Genomic DNA, 17,884 nt, shown 5'->3' on the forward strand with positions numbered 1-17,884 from the left:
TTTAATGCTCTAGTGCTGCCCATTGGGCAGACTGGTGGCAGGTGAATGGCCTAGATGTGATGCTTAGGCCGCTTTTGGAAAGCCGCCTAACTGCGTCCAAGGAGCTGCAATCTGCACCAAGGCCTCGGATAGGTGTCTAGACGCATGGAGATTCCCTGGCAAATAACTGTCCTGAAAAGGCTTTTTGGCTGAGCGAACTAAACAGAACCTCTGGCTCTGAGATAATCATTTTTTCCATATATTCCTGGCGCCCATTCAGAATGGCTGAAAACTTATCAACCAAAATCAGAGGCGGCACTTGAATTGGAATCTTATTCAGATTCTCTTGATTCAGCTTTGGCTGAGCACTACCACTCACAAAAGACTCAAGCCCCCGCATATTTATTGAAAACGCAAGGTAGTCTAACGATAGACTATTCTTCTCGCCCAAGACATGCGCGTGATTATTAACCCAGTACCGGCCATCAGCAATAAACGCAATAGGCGTTGATCTTGCTAGAAGATTTGCACCATCTTCACCAATAAGAAGGTGCCGCCCCTCAAATATAAAATCATTCACATAGTCAATTACGCCACTCGCACCGTAATAAGGATACTCTCCTGCCATATCAGCACGATCTGAAGCTTTTATAGGTATCCTTTTTCCATCCTTGTTGACGACCAGACTACCCAGAGGCTTGACCTCCCACCCCTTCGGATTGCTCACCGGGTCGCCGAACATGTCCAGAAACACGGCGCGGAGGAAGTCGTCGGCGAGCTGAATAGCTTGCTGGCGTTTGCGGCGGATAGCGTCGGCCTTGTCGAGGATGGCGGCGATGCGCTTTTGTTCGGGCAGGGGGGGGAGGGGGATTTGGCTCTCTTTTATTATCTTGTCCGAAACCGCTGGATAGTTAGCTCCAGTAGCTTTAGACATCATTTCCTCAACAAAAGAATCTGTTTGAACCCAATAAAACAAATACCGCCCATGCAGATTTTTTTCGTCAGCTCGGAGAACACAGTATCCAGTAGAAGCAGTCGCACCATTCAGCTCCGCGGGAACCACAGCCACCCCATTCAGATTCGGCCGAACTGTTGCAACCAAAACATCGCCTGTCACAACCAACTGACGAGCACGGCTTGGGGCGTCTGCAGAAGAAATCTCCGCCACATCATCTAAGTCAATAATTTTTTTGCTTTTATCGACAGAGCTAAGATCCACATACTGGAAAATACACTCCGGCCCACCAGTAGGGTTCCACGTCCGAACCTTCTCGACACACCTGCCAATCTGAACCAGCGGCCAACTCACAGCATTCCCTCCAGCTCATCCAGATCCGCCAGAATCTCCTGCTCCAGCCCTTTGAGCCGTTGCAGGATCACTTTGGGGTCTTCGTACTGCTCCTGCTGGTACTCCACTTCCTTGTACCGGTTGATGGAGAGGTCGTACTTGTTGGCGGCGATATCCTCGGCTGGCACGACAAAGGCCTTTTTGCGCTTGTCGCCGAACAGGGTATTGATGGTGCTGGCGCTGATATTGCCCTCGACCATCTGCCGGTATTTGTGCCACTGGGCGATGGCGTCGGGCAGGTCATTGCTGCCCTCGCCTTTCAGCTCGTTGCGCTTATCGTCCAGTGAGTAGCCGTCGGCCTGCAGGTCGTAGAACCACACGCGCTCGGTGGTACCACCCTTGGTGAAGATCAGGATGGCGGTGCTGACGCCGGCGTAGGGTTTGAACACACCGCTGGGCAGACTGACGATGCCTTCCAGTTGGTTGTTGTCGAGCAGCTCCTGACGCAGCTGCTGGTGCGCCTTGGATGAGCCGAACAGCACGCCGTCCGGCACGATCACGGCGGCACGGCCACCGAGTTTGAGGGAGCGCAGGATATGGGCGACGAACAGCAGCTCGGTTTTCTTGGTTTTCACCAGACCAAGCACGTCGGGGTTGGTGTTGGTTTCGTCCAGGCTGCCTTTAAACGGCGGGTTGGCCAGCACCACGTCGAAGAAGTTCTGTTCCTGACGCGGGTAGTGCTCCTTGATGGATTTGCTCAGGGAGTCCTGATAGCGGATGTTCGCGCCGTTCACCCCATGGAGCATCATGTTCATGCTGGAGACGCGCAGCATGGTGGTGTCGAAGTCAAAGCCCCAGAACATCTGGCTGTTGATGTGCTGGCGGTAGGGTTCGAGCAGGTCGCCCGAGTAATGCAGGTTGCCGTCTTCGTCGGTGAAGGTGCCTTCCGGGCTGGAGTGCACGCGGTTGAGGTATTCCATGGTGCGGGCCAGGAAGCCGGCGGTGCCGCAGGCCGGGTCGCAGATCACCTCGGTCGGTTGCGGAGCGATCAGCTCGATCATCGCGTCGATGATATGACGCGGGGTGCGGAACTGGCCGTTGATGCCGGCGGTGGTGAGCTTGCTCAGCAGGTATTCGTAGATATCGCCCTTCACGTCGCTCTGGGTCAGCGGCAGGTCGTTGATCATCTCCACGGCGGAGGTGAGCACGGACTCGTTCTTGATCTCCAGATCGGCGTCCTGCATGTACTCGCTGATATGGCCAAGGCCTTCACGCTCACCGCCCTCGCCTTCGGCGCTGCCCAGCTTGGCGAAGAACGGATAGACCTTTTGCTTGAGGTGGCTGTGCAGCTCCTTGCCGCTCATGTTGCGGAAGTTTTTCCAGCGCAGCAGCTGGCCTTCCGGAGTATTGGGGAACAGGCGATCGAAGGCCTTGCCGGTGCGGTTGGCTTTGCGCTCGGCCACGTCCTCCTGCATGTCGAGCATGCGGGCGAACATCAGGTAACTGATCTGTTCGATTACGGTCAGCGGGTTAGTGATGCCGCCAGTCCAGAATTTTTCCCAGAGCTTGTCGATATCGTTGCGGATTTTGCCAGTTAGCATCAGAAGAACTCGAATTCGTTTTTAGGGCTGGTTTCTGTGTGAGAGGACTGCTCGCCTTCGTGGTCGTCGGCTGGTAGCTGCGGCAGGCTCTCGTTTGGCTCAGGCGACTCGTCGAGGGCCTCGACGATCAGCGAGAGTCGCTCGTTTTGGAAATCAACATGAACAGGCTCCAGCGTCGGCAGGGTCTTGCTGACTTTGGCTGACAGCTGGCTGAAGCGATCAATCTTGCCGTATAGCCCCTGTTGACCCGCCAATGCTGTTATCGCGCTGTTGTAGTGATTGCTCGCCGTATTCAGCGTACCGCCCAGCTTGCCGATGCGCTCAGCCACAAGGCATACCTGGTTATAGATCTCGCCAGCCTTCTCGCTGATCTCACGCGCTTCGGCATTGCTGCGCTCGATCATCCACAGGTTGGCGACGGTGCGCAGAATGGGAATTAGGGTGGTGTGGGAAACCAGCACAATGTGCTTCTTGTAGCCGTATTCGAACAGATCCTTGTTGTGCTTCATGGCCTCAATGTAGGCAGGCTCAATGGGCATGAACATGAGCACAAAGTCAGGGCTGTGAATGCCGGCTAGGTTGGTGTAGTCCTTGGATGCCAAGTCATCGATATGCTTGCGCACCGCTTTGACATGTTCAGCCATGGCCAGCTGGTATTCCTCTGGTGACTCGGAGCCAACGGCGCGGTCGTAAGCAACCAGAGAGACCTTGCTGTCGATGATAATGTGTTTGCCGTCAGGCAGTTTGATCAGGTAGTCGGTTTGCTTGGAGCGGCCCTCGGCATCTTTGAAGGCTGCCTGCACTTCGTAGTGTGCCTCTTCGATCAGCCCGCTCATTTCCAGCGTGCGACGCAGTTGCGCCTCACCCCAGGCCCCACGTTGCTGGGAGTCGCCCTTGAGCGCGGAGGTGAGGTTGTTGGCCTCTTTGCTCATCTGCAGGCCGATTTCCAGCACCTTTTTGATTTCAGAGTTGAGACTGGTGTTGCCCTGCAGGGACGCATCGTGAACTTCGTTGATGCGCTTCTGGAAACCTTCGATCTGCTCGCGGAATGGCTTGAGCATACCGTCGATGCTGGTTTGGCTGGTTTGGGTGAAGGTCTTGCCCTTCTCCTCGAAAATCTTGTTGGCCAGGTTCTCGAACTCCTGGGTCAGCGACTTGCGCGCATCAGCCAGCTGCGTCATCTGCTCCTGGAAGTGCTCCTCGCGCTGACTCAGGGTGGTTTTGAGCTTGGTGTGCTCCGATGACAGGGTATTGAAACGCTCCTGGAGCTCGCCGAACGCCTTTACCTGCTCATGCAGTTGCTGCTTGGTTTCAGCCAACTGCGCGCGGGCATCGTGCTCGGAGGTTTCCGCCACCTTGGCGCGAGTTTCCTCGTTCGCCAATGCATCCTTCAGGCGATCACGCTCCTCTTGCAGCGCGGTTTTGGCCGTGCTCGTTGTATCGAGACGTTCGCGCAACTCCCTCATCTGCTCTTGCTGACCCTGAACACTGGTCTGTGCTGCTTCCAAGCGCTTGGCAGCTTCGTGATGTTGCCGGTTAGCTTGGTCGAGCTTCACCTGCAGATCACTTGCCACAGCTTTGTGATCCTGTAGTTCTTGCATCAGGCGAGCGTTGGTTTCAACCGATGCCTGGAGCTGCACCTTGAGCTTGCCCTCCTCCACTTGAAGCGCCTGGCTACGGCCCTCTGACTCGCGAAGCTGGCTCTGAAGTATTTGCGACTGTGCTTCTGTCGAAGTCTTGGCCTCTGCCACTTGTTCAAGCTGTGCACCGAGTTGGTTTATTTGCCGGCTTTGGCGCAAGGTTGCGAGCACAAAGCCGATGACAGCTGCGGCGAGGGCGAGCACTGCGCAGATCACGATGATCTCGGGTGTCCACTGACTGGCTTGCATATTGACTCCTAGTGACTGGTGGGCGGGATTTCCCCGCGCAAGAAGGGCTTGAGCACGGCCACTAGTTCACCTACATCGGCGGGGGTAAACACACCGTCGATGCCTTCGTGGGAAATGCTGGAGAAAGGCGCGTCATAGAGTTTCTCGATGACGATGCTACCGTGCTGGGCGATGTAGCTTTTGAGCAGGTTCATGAAGCGCACCTGCTGGGCCGTGAGGCTGGGGTGGCTATGCAGGAACTGGGCGAAATGCTGCTCGATGGCCTGCAGATCCAGACCGATCAGCTCGCGCACGGTCAATTGCAGCTCGCTGGCGGTGCGGCCATAGAACTCATTGAGCACCTGCAGGCTGACGCCCGGGTGGGTGGTGAGGATGGTCGAGGTGAGCGAGTTCAGCTCCTGCTCGGCAATCGGCTCGCCCTTGTGGATTTTCTGCAGGGTCGGGTTGGCAGCCAGCATGCCGTCGAGGATGTCCTTGAGGCGGCGCCGGTAGATCATCGCCTCGTTGGCCCCGGCGATCTTGATCTGACGCTCAGCCTCCTGCACACCGCCATCGGCGGTGCGGGTGCCCGGAGTGGTATAGGTCGGGCCTTCGCCAGACTTGCGGTATTTCATGATGCCGCGCAGTTCCTGCCGCGCACGCTCCAGCTTGCCTACATTGGCGTTGAGCCAGAAGTCCGCGCTGCGCACCTCCGCAATCAGGGCATCCTTCTGGCGCACGGCCTGGATATTGATGGCGAGCTTGTCGATCTCTTCCAGCAAGGTGATCTTGCCATCCTCGAAACAGCTGGCCTGCTCCACCAGGCAGCGCTCGATACCGGCGATAAGTTTGTCGAGCGCGGTCGCATATTTGTCGCGCAGGACACGAGCCGACATCAGCGGGGCGATGGTGGTCGCCAGCAGGTGCTGGGTCTTGGCGTCGAACTTTTGCAGCTGGTCGCCCTGCTGCAACTGGTGCACGGCACGCAGCTCGCGTTTGACGGCCACGCTGCTCTCCGGCAGGTCGTTGATATCGGCACGCAGCAGTTCGATGGCCGCATCGAAGGCGGCGGCATGGTTGTGCTTGAGTGCCGCCTGCGCCAGCTCCAGACGCGCTTCGAAGGTGGTCTGCAGGAGCGACTTGCCGCCCTGATCTTCCGGCTCTTCGTATTCCTGCTCGAAGAAGTCGAAGTTGCCATAGTGATCGAAGATGAGGAACTCGGTCTTGTGCTTGCCCTGACCAAACAGGTCGGGGCGCAGGCGTGTGCCGCGTCCGATCATCTGCCAGAACTTCACCCAGGATTTGACCGGTTTGGCGAAGACCAGGTTGACCACTTCGGGCACGTCGATGCCGGTATCAAGCATGTCCACCGAAATAGCGATGCGGAAGTCGTTGCCCGGCTTTTTGAATTCCTTGATCAAGGTATCCACATGCGGGATGGCGTTGTGGATGACCTTGCAAACCTTGCTGCCGTACTGCGGGTAAAGCTTGCAGAAGAGCGCCTCCAGGTGCTCGGCGTGGTCCTGACGCTGGGCGAAGATGATGGTCTTGCCAACCAGTGAGCCTGTCTCGTCCTTGATGCCGTTGTTGATCAGGTTTTCCAGGATGATGCGATCGGTGTCTTCGCTGAAGATCTTGCGACCGATATCCTTGCCGGCGATGGTGGTGCGCTTGGCCTCCTCCTCGCCGAGGTCTTCTTCGAGCTGACGCTGCTGTTCTTCACTCAGGTCGTTGTAGTGAATGCCATCGCGCAGGAAGTCAGTGGTGAGGTCTTTGACACGGAACGGTACCAGGTAAGGCGGATCATTGTTGATGGCTGCATCGAGGCCAAACTCGAAGGTCGGGTCAGTGGTCTCGCAGCCGAAGATGTCGAAGGTGTTGCGGCTGATGAACTTCACCGGGGTGGCGGTGAGGCCTACCTGCAGGGCATCAAAGTAATCGAATAGGTCACGGTACTTGTTGTAGATACTGCGGTGGCTTTCGTCGGCAATGATCAGGTCGAAGAAGCCGACGTCGAGCTGGGCGAAGCGGTTCATCATGCCCGGGTAGGTGGCAATGTAGACGCGTGCGGTCTGATCAACCTTATTGGTTTCACCGATCACGCAGCGCGGCTCGCTGGGCAGGTTCTGCTTGAAGGCCTCATCGGCCTGCACGCGCAGCTCTTTTCGGTCACACAGGAACAGCACGCGCTTGGCCCAACCGGTGCGCAGCAGCAGCTCGGCCAATGCGATGGCCACGCGGGTCTTACCCGTGCCGGTGGCCTGGATGATCAGCGCGCGGCGACGCTGCTGCTGGAAGTGAGCGGCAACCGTTTTGATGGCTTCGATCTGGTAGGGGCGATCAGCGATGTTCAGATCAGGGTTATGACGTTCCAGCTCTGGCTTGCGGTATTGCCGCTGATAGATCAGGTATTCGAGGCTGTCTTTGCTGTAGAGGCCATACACCGGGCGGTAGGTGTTGTACTGCGCATCGTCCCAGATGAAGGTCTCGTAGCCGTTACTGTAGAAGATCACCGGGCGCTGCATGCCCATACGCTCGAAGCCGTCGGCATACATGCGAGCCTGTTCGCGCCCGGCCTGCAGGCTGACATTGCCGGACTTCTTGGCCTCGATCACGGCCAGCGGCTGACCGTTATCACCCCATAGCACGTAGTCCGCACGGCCCTTGCCAGAAACGTTATCGGGAAAGTCGACGTCCACTTCCTGGCCGACCTGCGAGGGATTGCTGATATCCCAGCCCGCCTGCACCAGCATGGCGTCGATCAGCAGGGCGCGGGTCTTGGCCTCGTTCCACTGCAGGCTGTCGGCAACCTTCTGGCTCTGCTGCTGACGCTTCTGCTGGTCAGGCTTGGCAGGCGGTTCCAGCTTGTCGAGATGGCGGGTGCGTTCCTGCTCCAGCTTCTCCATGACACGCTGCAACTCTTCCTGCTGCTGATTTAGCTCCTTCTCGTAGCTGGAAACTGTCTTCTGCAGGCGGGCAAGGGTCGCGGTCGGATCCTGCACCTCGGCAAAGGGCGGAATATCGGCCTGTGCCGTGCCGTAGTACTTGATGGCCATGTACATTGCCAACTGATGAGCCGTCTTTAGTGCCAGCTGTGCGTTGCGCAGGTCACCTTCAGCGCCGTGAGCGGTGTCGTTGCCCTGGATACGGAGGAAGTTGATCTGGTGAACCAGCGGCTTGCTGACGCAGTCGGTGAATACCGAGCTTTTCACCAGATCGTAAAAGGTTGACTGCGGCATACGCGGCAGCAGCTCTTCCTTGTAGATGGCTTTGGTCAGCTCTTCGGCGAAGCTGCGCAGGCGAGTGAGCGCGCTGCCCGGATCGATGTGCAGAACGGCTTCGGCGAGGCCAGCGAGGTTCGCCAGCAGTTCGTTGCCGGTGCGGAGAAACTCGAAGTTGACTGATTTCATGTAGGCGATTCTGTCCATAACGGTCCTAGAGCGAGGACCGTGCCAAGTTTTATTCGATGCCGTATTTGTCCATCCAATTGCTCAGCGTCTGCTGGCTTTTGAGGCCAAGCAGGTTGGCCGCACGGGTCTTGTTGTTGCCGGTAAGCGTCAGCGCCTTGCGCAGATAATGCCCTGCCACGTCGGCGATTATCTTTTGTAGATCAATGCCTTGCGCAACATCCATGGCCAGTACATCGGCCTGCGCGTGCGGCAATTTGAACAGCGCTTGCTCGATATCATGAGCAGCAATCAGATTGCCCGAGCACCAGAGAGCCGCGCGCAACAAGGTGGATTGCAGTTCGCGAACGTTGCCACGCCAGGGATGCTGAAGGATAAGATTTTTTGCTTCTGCGGAAATTTTCTTATCGCCGAGGCTGGCATCCTGGCTGGCAATGCCGGCCAGCAGCTTTTCCGACAGTAACAGCAGATCACCTTCGCGCTCTCTGAGCGGCGGGAGGTGCAGCACACCCACAGCGATGCGATAAAACAGGTCTTCACGGAAGCGCCCGCGAGCAACTTCCTGCATCAGGTTGCGGTGAGTAGCGGTGATCAGCCGCACATCGACCTTGAGCTCCTGGCTGGAGCCTACCGGAGTAAAGGTGCCTTCCTGCAGTACGCGCAGGAGGCGCACTTGCACATCCGGCGTTAGCTCACCGAACTCATCCAGAAACAGCGTGCCGCCATGGGCCTGTTGGAACACCCCGGGCCGATCTGTAATAGCGCCAGTGAATGCGCCCTTCTTGTGGCCAAACAAGGTGGAGTCGATCAGCTCCGGCACGATGGCACCGCAGTTCACCGCAACAAAGGGCGCTGCAGAACGTGGACCGGCGTTGTGAATGGCACGGGCAAACAGCTCTTTACCGGTGCCGGTTTCACCGTAAATCAGTACTGGGACCTGCTTCGTCGCGAGTATCTGCGCCTGCGCCTTGAGTGCCAGCATGCGCTCGCTCTGCGTCACGATGCTGTCGAAGGCTGCATCCACGGGGGCATCCAGCCCGGCGAGTTGAACCAGCTTGTCGGTGCTGATGGTATTGGCGGCCGGCACATACTCGGCCGCGATCTCGAAAGGCACTTCGACCTGCTGAACGCCTTGCTCAAGTGAGGACTGGTAGAAGGTCGCCGGATAGCGCGTTTTGCCCAGCAGAATCCACACCGCTTGCATGGCCGGTGTGCCGGGACTGAGCAGAATGGAAAGCTGATTGCTGGAAGTACTCAGGCGCTTTAAATGCTGACTGGCGGCCTGGTAGATCTCCCCGAAATGAACGGGGGAAGACAGGGAGACGTAATGCGCGGTGATTGATACATCGACCTGCTGGCGCAGCCAGGCTAGGTAGGGTTCAACGCGCTCGGCGGGGTATGAACAAAGCAGCTCGACTTTATCAACAGCCACCGTGTTCAGGGTCGCCAGAATCGGGCCAGCCTCAGCACCAGCAACTGCTTTGAGATCATTCCCGCCCACCCAGCTGGCCAATACGAGCTGCTTCTTTACCACTGTCACTATACTCCCGCCCCCTCTTGCCCATGAGCGGGCAGGAGAAAAATGTGCTCTGGTTCGCGCCCGGGATAGTAAACCAATCCGTCGATCCGGGTCCTTACATGCCTGACTACATGTTCAAGTTGAGCTGCGGCCGGCAGGGACTGGTAACCCCACACAAACGAAGATTGGCGAATGAATGGAACAGTCTCGTCACTGCCAAGGTAGAACAATGCAGGGGCCTTTCGGCCCCTTCGAACTTAGTTACCCAACAGGCTCTCAAGCTTCTCGATCAAGAAGTCCAGCGGGCTTCGGCCCTCCAGGCGCTTTTCGAACACTTCATTACGGTGGTAGGCGACCCAGGTTTCGAGGGCATGCCGATTATCTTTCTCGTAGCCGGAGCCGAGGATGCAAACAAGCTCTGTGCCATGAGGGTTCTCAAGGTAATGACTCATGGCTGAAGCCAAGTGCTTGAGGTACTGATGCTCGCGGGCCTCCATCGATGGATGAAGGGGGGTTACGTTGTCACGTTTGATCAGTTTCATTTGGAAGCTCCTCAGGCCTTGAGATTGGCTTTGATCAGGTTGTCGAAGGCACTGCCATCACGCCGGGTCAGGTTGGGGACATAGCGCGAATAGACACGGAACAGCATCTCGGTGGTGGTGTGCCCCATCTGCCTGGCGATCCACTCCGGGTTTTCGCCTGCAGCCAGCCAGAGGGTCGCGGCCGTATGACGGGTTTGGTAGGGACGCCGCCTACGCAAACCCAGGTGACGCAGCAGCGGATACCAAACCCGGTCGTTGATGTTGCGGTATGCGTGCGGCGTACCTTCGCGGGTGCTAAAGACAAACTGTCCGCTGCCGGTTTTCTCCCGCTGGCCGAGGAACGCCTGGTAAACCGGCTCGGACATGTCGATCTCACGCTGTGAGCCGTCGTTCTTGGTGTAGTCGAGCTTGCCGCCCACCCAGGTTTCACGGATCAGAATCTGCCGCCGCTGAAAGTCGACATACTTCCATTGCAGACCATCAACTTCGGCCGTCCGCATGCCTGTGAAAAAGCGCACGGTGTAGTAGTTGCGGAAGTCCTCACGCACTGTGCTGAGGATCTGCAGCACCTCATCCAAGGTGAAGGGTTCCACGTCTGTCTTGGGGACTTTCAGTGATTTGATGTTGAGATATGGCGAGGTAAACTCGAAGCGGTCAGCTGCCTCACTAAGGATCATGCGCAATGGCGTCATGATGTGGTTGATTCGCGTCGCTGTCAGACTCTGACCTTTCTGTCCGGGGACTTTGCCGAGTGCCGAACGGAATGACAGAAGTTCTGCTTTGGTGATGGCGCTGACCTCTTTTTTGCCGAACTCAGGCAGTAAATGCTTATCAAGGGTAAGGCGCACGGTTTTGGCGTGCGTATCACGCCACTCGACCCTCATCTCCTCAAACCACAATTCGGCAAAATCCTTGAACAGTGGTGTTTTCAGCGATGCACAGCCAGCCTGCAGCCGACTGATCTCTTGCACTTTGCTGCTTTGAGGGAAGTAGGTGGCGTAGTCGAAGCAGCCGAGGGTGATTTCCGCCTCTATGCGCTCAAGGATCTTCTCCAGCTTTTTCCGGTTAGCAGGCGTATCAGGCAACGTGGTCTGCTCGCGGCAGCGCTGATCCAGGTAGGTGAAGTCAAAGAACAACTTTTCGTTGTCGGCACGGGCACGAATCTTACCCATGGCAGATGCCTCCACCAGCCATCGGAACCAGCCCAGAAGCCCGCGAGAATTTCTGCATGTCTTCTTCGACAGCTTCCCAGATGAAAAGAATCTTGCGGCCGCCAAAGGGACGGAAGTAGTGAATTCCTTCGAGCAGGACTGAATCTTTCAAGCGATTACGGATGGTGCGCGCGTCGTACCTCATGCGCGTGGCCAGTTCCTCGGTAGTCAGGTATGTGTGAGACATGGTTATGCCCTCTCTGCTAAATTGAACGACAGCGGATTCTTATGAGCTTGTGAATGCTCATAATGATCTCCTGCAGATCAATATAACGCTCATTTTGAGCTTTGCAAGGACAAAATGATCTTCTGTAGATCATTTTTGGAGATTGGGATGGTCAAGTGCCATTTATCCCGCTTACTCGGCGAGCGGAAACTGAAGATCAGCGACGTGGTCAGGGACACCGGGATCAACCGCGGAACCCTCACGCGGCTGTATCACGAGACCGCGCAGAGGGTAGAGCTCAAGGACCTGGAGTCGATCTGCCAGTACCTGAACTGCCAAGTGGGAGACTTGCTAGAATTGCAGGATGATCCGGAGGGCTGAATGCCCTCCGGACATGGTCAGGCACGAAAATGCCAGTCGATGGAAGCCATCAACATCAGGTAGCGCAAGGCGGCGCCGGAGTGATGGTTCTGCTCCTGAGCAGTGGGCTTGGCACCTGGCAAACGCAGCATCACTCGAATGCCTATGTGACTGTTCTGGCTGCTTCGATTCTCCGGGACTTGTTCAATGAACCTCAAACGAGGTTTTCCCAGAACCGTGCGCCAACGACTTTTGGTTTGCCTGGGCGTGCGTTCATCGTAAATGATGAACTCAATATCAGCCCAAGGGACGCCCAGCTCAGATAACAGCCACAGGTACTCACGAGCACTCTGATCATCCCTACCGGAGTAGAAGCGCAGTGTCGTCTCGCTCGCCCAGCAGCGTTCCACGAAATCGTCCAGCACTCGACCAGCTTTGGCTTTATGCCGGCTGCTTAGCAGGCGATAGAGCTGATCCGCATAGGCCACCACCCCGGCCAGACCTCCGTGTTTAGGCGGTCTTGGGACAAGCTCAATTCTATTATCTGAGTCAGAAATTGCTGGGCTCTGCAGGCGATGCTTGCCGAGGTGGCTAATGTACCTCGCCCGTTCCAACATGGCTGATCGATCAGCCTCGGTAAACTCAACCCAGTCCATGTTGACCGACTGCCCCGATGCCTCCGCGTATGCCTCATAGGAGAGCATGGATGAGATTTCATTCATTCTCGTCAGTGCCCATCCACCGTCACTCTTCTGATGGGAAATCAGCGGACGCTTAATTTTTCCTTGGTTGCTGCGCCTATAGACCCGCATGCGACCGATGATTCTCCGCATGTGCCGAATCTCTGCAGGCAGGCCTGGTGCAGGTAGGTCGTCCGGTTTGTTTGGCAAACTGACCTGGGCAATTTTCGCAATGACATGGCCAGGCGGCCAAAATTCAGGATTCCACTGCCAGCACAGCGCCGATAACCATGGCATGCAATGGATGTAGTAGAGCAAGGATGTTTTGGGACTCGCATGCCCGAGCACAGCGCTGGTGATATGGATCACACGTCGAGTGGCGGACTCCGGAGAGTGAAGAAAGGCTCGATTGAACCGTTCTGTGTCCAGCAGCCATTTCATGGCTTGCGGATGCTCACCGAACAGCAACCCAGCCTCCTGACTAATACCGAATGCTGACGCGGCTAACTTAAACGTCAGCCAAGTCGCGGCCGAATGCCTCAGGTGGTGATAGTGCATATCGCTGCACCCAGTCACCCGGCGTAGTGCGTCATGAATAGCTGGCATCAGTGTTGACTCAGATACCCATCGAGTCTGGAATTCCGGGATACAGAACAAGAATTCCGAATATGGACTCTTCAGCTCTTCGTCATCGCGCAGCTGGGCCAGGCGCTCAATGAGCTGCAACTCATCTGGCTCAAGCAACACGTGAAGTGGCAGCGTCCGTGTCGAGTTGCGTGTTTTTAACGCGCGCTGAGCATGTGGTCGAATAAGCAAGTTGATCGGTCGCTCGAGAACAGTAAATCGTTCAGGCGATAGCCGCTTGAGGTTCTGATGTCGACGCCTTACTGCAGCGGCTCGCGCATCAGACAGCGAAGGCAATTGCAGGTCTCGACGCAGCAATTTCAGCGCCTCATTGCGGCGCAATCCCAGACGAAATCCGAAGATCATCATGGCTTGAGCAACGATGGCGAGACGTGGTGAGCGCTGGCTCAAAGGGCCTGTGGCTAAGTCCCGGAGGACCAGACGATATTGGTCCTCATTGAGGATCTGAGCATCGACGAACTGAGGTGTTTTCCCAATGCCCAGCGTGCTATAGGGGCTGATTGGCGGATACGCAAAAGTTTTCTGCAGGTGACCATGAAACTCCAATAATCCCCTGGCGAGATTCCTCCTCATAGACGAGGTGGGCTGAGCCTCTAGCATCAGCTCATAGAGCTCCTCAAGCGCATCCGGCGAAACTTCCAAGATCGAGTCGGCACAGAGCAGATTGTCCAAACCTACACCGACATCCCGAACATAGTTGGCAACTGTTTTAGGCCGTAACATGTTGCCGTAAAACGAGCGGCCGTGAAGCAGGAGTGCCGCCCAGCCATTGATCAAAGCTTCAAGCGTCTGAGGTGGAGGTATATTCTCGACTGGTGAAATTTGCCGCTTGCGGACTTTTCGGCACAATACAGTCAACCATTCGGGAACATTTTTTCGGGGTCTGCGAAATCGGTGTTTTTTCCGTTTCTGCTTCTCTTCGCTACTTGGTACCGGTGCGTCCCTGTTCAAATGCTGCCAAGAGTCCGACAAAACAGAATGCGACACAAAGCTGGATCTTGTAGCATAATTTATTAGCAGCTGTGGCAACTGTGTTTGACGCTCAATACGCAGCAACTCAAACACTCGCTCTAGAGAGGCTGGCTGGTTATCAGGGCAAATTTCTCCTTTGGCCAGCGCCGCTTGAATACACCTTAACTTCCCGCCCTTTCGATCCAAGTAAGACCGGTTCTCGGCTAGATCTGCAGCGCAGCGCGACAGAAGCGAGAGCGTTATTGGGTCTGGAAACCACTGCCGGTTCTCAGCCTCAGGTTGACCTCGGATTGAGAGTTGCAACCGAAACTCTGGTACTCCGGATATCCAAATGACCTGCCCAGGATCAAGCTGAGTCAGCGCGTTCAGTTGGGGAATGTCCATCAGAGCGCCATAATAGGCAGCACTCAGTAGAAGCAGCCCAATCCGCGCATGGGGTGTGAGTTGATCTAGATCACGCCTGATGGCGCGCCCCATCGAATCAACCAAGTCTTGACTGGCCGACAGATTCTCTGAGTTGTATAGGTCTGGGTTAATCGGATTAGGGCGGCGCTGCGTTTCGATCGCTATTCGAGCCAGCGGCAAGCTCGGATTAAAACGCTGTGCCCGACGCGTAACATCTAGCAATGTGTTGCGCAATGTCGAGCTTTCGAGCTGATTCTCGAGATTTTGCATCTCCTTGATGGGAAAGCTACGCAGCAAACGTTGTCCGCAGAGCCATTCACCGATGCTGTTGCCGGAGTTTTGGCAGCGCTCCCGGAGTGTTATCAGATATCCGCTTTTCCACTCTGGATCATGTTTATCCGGGCTCCAGACAACAGACAGCATTTCATCCGAAAGTCGTGAGCTATTCATGCATCAGCCTCCACAACCAGGTGGCTGTTGCGAACCGTCCAACCGAGCTCCCGCATGAGTGACAACAAGTAGGTATGAAGGCCCTGGACATAGGTGCGCGGACAAAAGCTCGAGTAAATATCTTGTGGTTCTTCGCCACTCAGCCAATGGCCCATCAGAGCCGACAGTGTTTCAGGCGGACATCCGCGCTCGGCGAGCTCAGTTCTCAAGAACTTACGGAAGCCATTTACTGCATGAGGTGTGAAACCCTCAATCTGGCGCATTACAGCTTTGATATGGAGCGGCCGAATTTCCTCGTAGCAAAGACAACCATCATCGGTTAAGCGCAGGAAAAATCCGTTGGTAGGAGCCGGTGTATGTAACTCGAGTTGTGCGGTAATTGCTCTGCAGTGAGCCTTATAGGCTTTTAACTGTCGTTTTAGCAGGTCAGTCAACACTACTAGGCGACTCATATGCCCATCATCTGAGCCTTTGTCCCCCAGCGCGCCGTGTCCCCCAGGCGATATAAATTCGTCTTCCTGCTTCAACGGGTCGCGAATAGCTCGACATCCGGTCGCCATAAAGAACATTTGAACCGTCCACAGCGAAAAGCAGTTATGCCAATGAACAAGCTGCTGAAGATTTTTTCGAGGGCGTTTACGCAGCACTACCAGCAACGCCTCGAGATTAGCCTTTACCGTATCCAGTCGAAGGCAATTTCGGGCACCAACAGCCGCCTCCGGAACAGCGGGAATCGGGGCACTAGGAGCCTCCAATCCTACGGTGGCATAAACCGCAGCCAGCACCCGCTGTACTGATTGGCAATACAGGCGTCGCAGATAGTTGATGCTGTACTGGCTGTAATACAGCGCTGTGTTTGCCGAAAGACAGGGCATCCCCGATAGCATGGTGGCTGCAACCACATCGTGAGAGTCTGCGATGATTTGGCGATGAAGATAGGAGCGTACTTTGTGCATCGTGTAGCGAGGATCTTCGCCTCCAAGCTCGCCCAATAGGATTCGGATTTCACGCTCGACATCTTTGATCTTGCAGGTGATAACGGCCGAGCCATTCACCGGCGACAAGTCCCGGATTGCCATAACAAGCGCAGCCGCCCCAACCATGTCCGGTACCGAGATTGTTGGCTGAGATGCTCGAACGGCATCTCGAGGCAGGAGCTCTTCCGCTGCATAGTCTGGCGTCGGTGCAAAAAATCTGAACTCCGCTGGCCCAGTCTCATCAGCAAGAACCAACTCCAGCACCGAGCTCGGGCGAGCATTGCGCTCAGCTATCCGTAGTTTTTTGCAGTCCTCAAGTGTACGACCGAACCAGAGCATTAGATGAAGTGCCAGCAGACCCTCCAAGCGCCTCCGATTCTGTATCTGCTCTTGGGCAGGAGCATTACGAATTCGCTCCCGACAGAGCAAAAATTCATCAGTGACACCAAACAGTAGGTTTGCTAGTTCATACTGCGTGAGCAGGTTGTAGCCAAACGGTAAAAACTGCCGACTGCGAGCAATATGAGCGAGCATACCCTCATGGCTGAGCAATTCAGCTACATATGGTCTGACTTCACCTCTTGTATCGATCAAACATATTTCACGTGCAGCAGTTCTTTCGCCCAGCGGCAGTGCTTCATCTAAATTATCGTCTAGCGGTTGAGACGCCACGAAACTTATATATCCAGGGAGCAAATCTGGGTCGTCTGGATCCTCGAGCGGGAACTCGGTGGCCCCTTGGCTAATCAGTACACCTAGGCCTGCGCTATTTGAGCCGCCATGCTGACGATGGCCACCGCTACCGTGACGTTCTGGCGGTTCCTCACCACCGAGATAGCGGACCAGACGAACTATTGGTGGGTAGTACTCTGCTAGGTAATCGATTGAACTGCCGGCGTCGAATTGGCGGCAACCCTGCGCAAATACAGCAGAGCTGGACCATATATTAAGATCATCTGGTATAGACAGTATCTGCAGTGCGCAGAGTGCTCGGAGTTCAAGGTAAGCGCTGTATCTCTGCCCGCGCAGCCCCAGATCATCTGCCCGTTGCTGATAAGCTACAAGAAGTTGGCCAATGAGACGGTAGTAATCCAGCTGGCTTTCTGAATCCGCAGGCTCGTGCCACAGCGTCGCGTAGGGGAAGGCGTGATCCTGTACGCCCTTACCGATGACCGGATTGCGCGTACGCCGTTCATCTCCCTGGTAAAACATGGGGCCCAAAACCGCAATAAAATCAGGATTGTTTCGGATTGAAATAATCCAGCAGCACTCGTCCCGCCAGGCTCTGAGATCGCGCGCACCTAGGCTGAGCTCTGGCGCTATGTCCATGGCATCAAGCGCATTCACAAACCCCTGCATGACTCGGGGGAAATCAATTAGCTGCGAATGAACATCCAGAAACCTCAGCATCTCCGCTATCACACCAACATCACGCCCAGCATCTGCAGCCAACGCTAGCAGCTGTGCATGCCGTGAGTCAGGGCTGATGTGTGGCTGGTCCACACTCTCCGAATGATTGGATGTATCTGGCATTTATGGGCTCTCACTTTTTGGATTACTACCTGATAGTGAAATTCCCAAGGCCACTGGTTTTGGGGGTAGAGCTACGCGCTAGGCAATTTTATTTTTGAGTTGTTCAAAATTCCGCGCATGCGCGGAAAAATCGTCACATCGATACATCCAATATGCCCAAGGCCACTCTAAAGCGGCGCTACGAGACAGACCTGCTGACCTACTAGCTGATCTTGACTGGACGGCTGAGATCAGAGTCATGCGGCACGCGCATTCAAAAACCCGCGCATGCGCGGATTTTG

Annotated in this window: 11 protein-coding genes; 1 reads left to right on the plus strand and 10 read right to left on the minus strand. The window is 55.8% G+C overall.

Annotated elements, in window-relative coordinates; all coding sequences use genetic code 11:
• Positions 1-136: 136 nt before the first annotated feature.
• The 8 genes from HSX14_RS29985 to HSX14_RS30020 all read right to left on the minus strand — a co-directional run bounded on the left by HSX14_RS29985 (position 137) and on the right by HSX14_RS30020 (position 11,602).
• Positions 137-1,288 (minus strand): restriction endonuclease subunit S, encoded by a 1,152-nt coding sequence (locus HSX14_RS29985; RefSeq protein WP_073662249.1) that lies wholly within the window; start codon positions 1,286-1,288, stop codon positions 137-139.
• Positions 1,285-2,868: a type I restriction-modification system subunit M gene (locus HSX14_RS29990; RefSeq protein ID WP_034021819.1), complete on the minus strand. Its 1,584-nt coding sequence runs from the start codon at positions 2,866-2,868 to the stop codon at positions 1,285-1,287. Before HSX14_RS29990 ends, HSX14_RS29985 begins: the two co-directional genes overlap by 4 nt.
• Entirely contained in the window at positions 2,868-4,757 is a 1,890-nt protein-coding gene (locus HSX14_RS29995; RefSeq protein WP_173179474.1) for a DNA recombination protein RmuC, read from the minus strand. The genes HSX14_RS29990 and HSX14_RS29995 overlap by 1 nt, the downstream gene beginning before the upstream one ends.
• A gap of 8 nt (positions 4,758-4,765) precedes the next feature.
• Positions 4,766-8,146: a DEAD/DEAH box helicase family protein gene (locus tag HSX14_RS30000; RefSeq protein WP_034021841.1), complete on the minus strand. Its 3,381-nt coding sequence runs from the start codon at positions 8,144-8,146 to the stop codon at positions 4,766-4,768.
• A 49-nt stretch (positions 8,147-8,195) separates the two neighbouring features.
• Positions 8,196-9,677 carry a sigma-54 interaction domain-containing protein gene (locus HSX14_RS30005; RefSeq protein ID WP_034021816.1) on the minus strand — a complete coding sequence of 494 codons (1,482 nt, stop codon included), beginning with the start codon at positions 9,675-9,677 and terminating at the stop codon, positions 8,196-8,198.
• Between the two features lie 242 nt (positions 9,678-9,919).
• On the minus strand, positions 9,920-10,204 hold the full coding sequence (locus tag HSX14_RS30010) for a hypothetical protein (protein WP_034021813.1): 285 nt from the start codon (positions 10,202-10,204) through the stop codon (positions 9,920-9,922).
• 11 nt (positions 10,205-10,215) lie between these two features.
• Complete coding sequence (locus HSX14_RS30015; protein WP_034021810.1) at positions 10,216-11,376, minus strand: site-specific integrase; 1,161 nt, start codon at positions 11,374-11,376, stop codon at positions 10,216-10,218.
• Positions 11,369-11,602: a hypothetical protein gene (locus HSX14_RS30020; RefSeq protein WP_034021807.1), complete on the minus strand. Its 234-nt coding sequence runs from the start codon at positions 11,600-11,602 to the stop codon at positions 11,369-11,371. Before HSX14_RS30020 ends, HSX14_RS30015 begins: the two co-directional genes overlap by 8 nt.
• 147 nt (positions 11,603-11,749) lie before the next feature.
• Between HSX14_RS30020 and HSX14_RS30025 the strand changes: the two genes are divergently transcribed.
• Positions 11,750-11,962, plus strand: coding sequence for a helix-turn-helix domain-containing protein (locus HSX14_RS30025; RefSeq protein WP_034021804.1), 213 nt, complete (start codon positions 11,750-11,752; stop codon positions 11,960-11,962).
• Between the two features lie 17 nt (positions 11,963-11,979).
• Here HSX14_RS30025 and HSX14_RS30030 read toward each other — a convergent pair whose 3' ends face one another.
• Together HSX14_RS30030 and HSX14_RS31325 are read right to left on the minus strand one after the other, a co-directional pair.
• Complete coding sequence (locus HSX14_RS30030; RefSeq protein WP_173179472.1) at positions 11,980-15,093, minus strand: site-specific integrase; 3,114 nt, start codon at positions 15,091-15,093, stop codon at positions 11,980-11,982.
• On the minus strand, positions 15,090-17,603 hold the full coding sequence (locus HSX14_RS31325; protein ID WP_227337124.1) for a site-specific integrase: 2,514 nt from the start codon (positions 17,601-17,603) through the stop codon (positions 15,090-15,092). Before HSX14_RS31325 ends, HSX14_RS30030 begins: the two co-directional genes overlap by 4 nt.
• Positions 17,604-17,884: the final 281 nt, after the last annotated feature.

It is taken from the genome of Pseudomonas tohonis (assembly GCF_012767755.2).
Lineage (GTDB): Bacteria > Pseudomonadota > Gammaproteobacteria > Pseudomonadales > Pseudomonadaceae > Metapseudomonas > Metapseudomonas tohonis.

Coding starts and splice junctions, on each gene's coding strand:
- HSX14_RS29990 (WP_034021819.1), bottom strand. CDS start 2,868: ATGCTAACTGGCAAAATCCGCAACGATATCGACAAGCTCTGGGAAAAA.
- HSX14_RS29995 (WP_173179474.1), bottom strand. CDS start 4,757: ATGCAAGCCAGTCAGTGGACACCCGAGATCATCGTGATCTGCGCAGTG.
- HSX14_RS30000 (WP_034021841.1), bottom strand. CDS start 8,146: ATGAAATCAGTCAACTTCGAGTTTCTCCGCACCGGCAACGAACTGCTG.
- HSX14_RS30010 (WP_034021813.1), bottom strand. CDS start 10,204: ATGAAACTGATCAAACGTGACAACGTAACCCCCCTTCATCCATCGATG.
- HSX14_RS30015 (WP_034021810.1), bottom strand. CDS start 11,376: ATGGGTAAGATTCGTGCCCGTGCCGACAACGAAAAGTTGTTCTTTGAC.
- HSX14_RS30020 (WP_034021807.1), bottom strand. CDS start 11,602: ATGTCTCACACATACCTGACTACCGAGGAACTGGCCACGCGCATGAGG.
- HSX14_RS30025 (WP_034021804.1), top strand. CDS start 11,750: ATGGTCAAGTGCCATTTATCCCGCTTACTCGGCGAGCGGAAACTGAAG.
- HSX14_RS30030 (WP_173179472.1), bottom strand. CDS start 15,093: ATGAATAGCTCACGACTTTCGGATGAAATGCTGTCTGTTGTCTGGAGC.
- HSX14_RS31325 (WP_227337124.1), bottom strand. CDS start 17,603: ATGCCAGATACATCCAATCATTCGGAGAGTGTGGACCAGCCACACATC.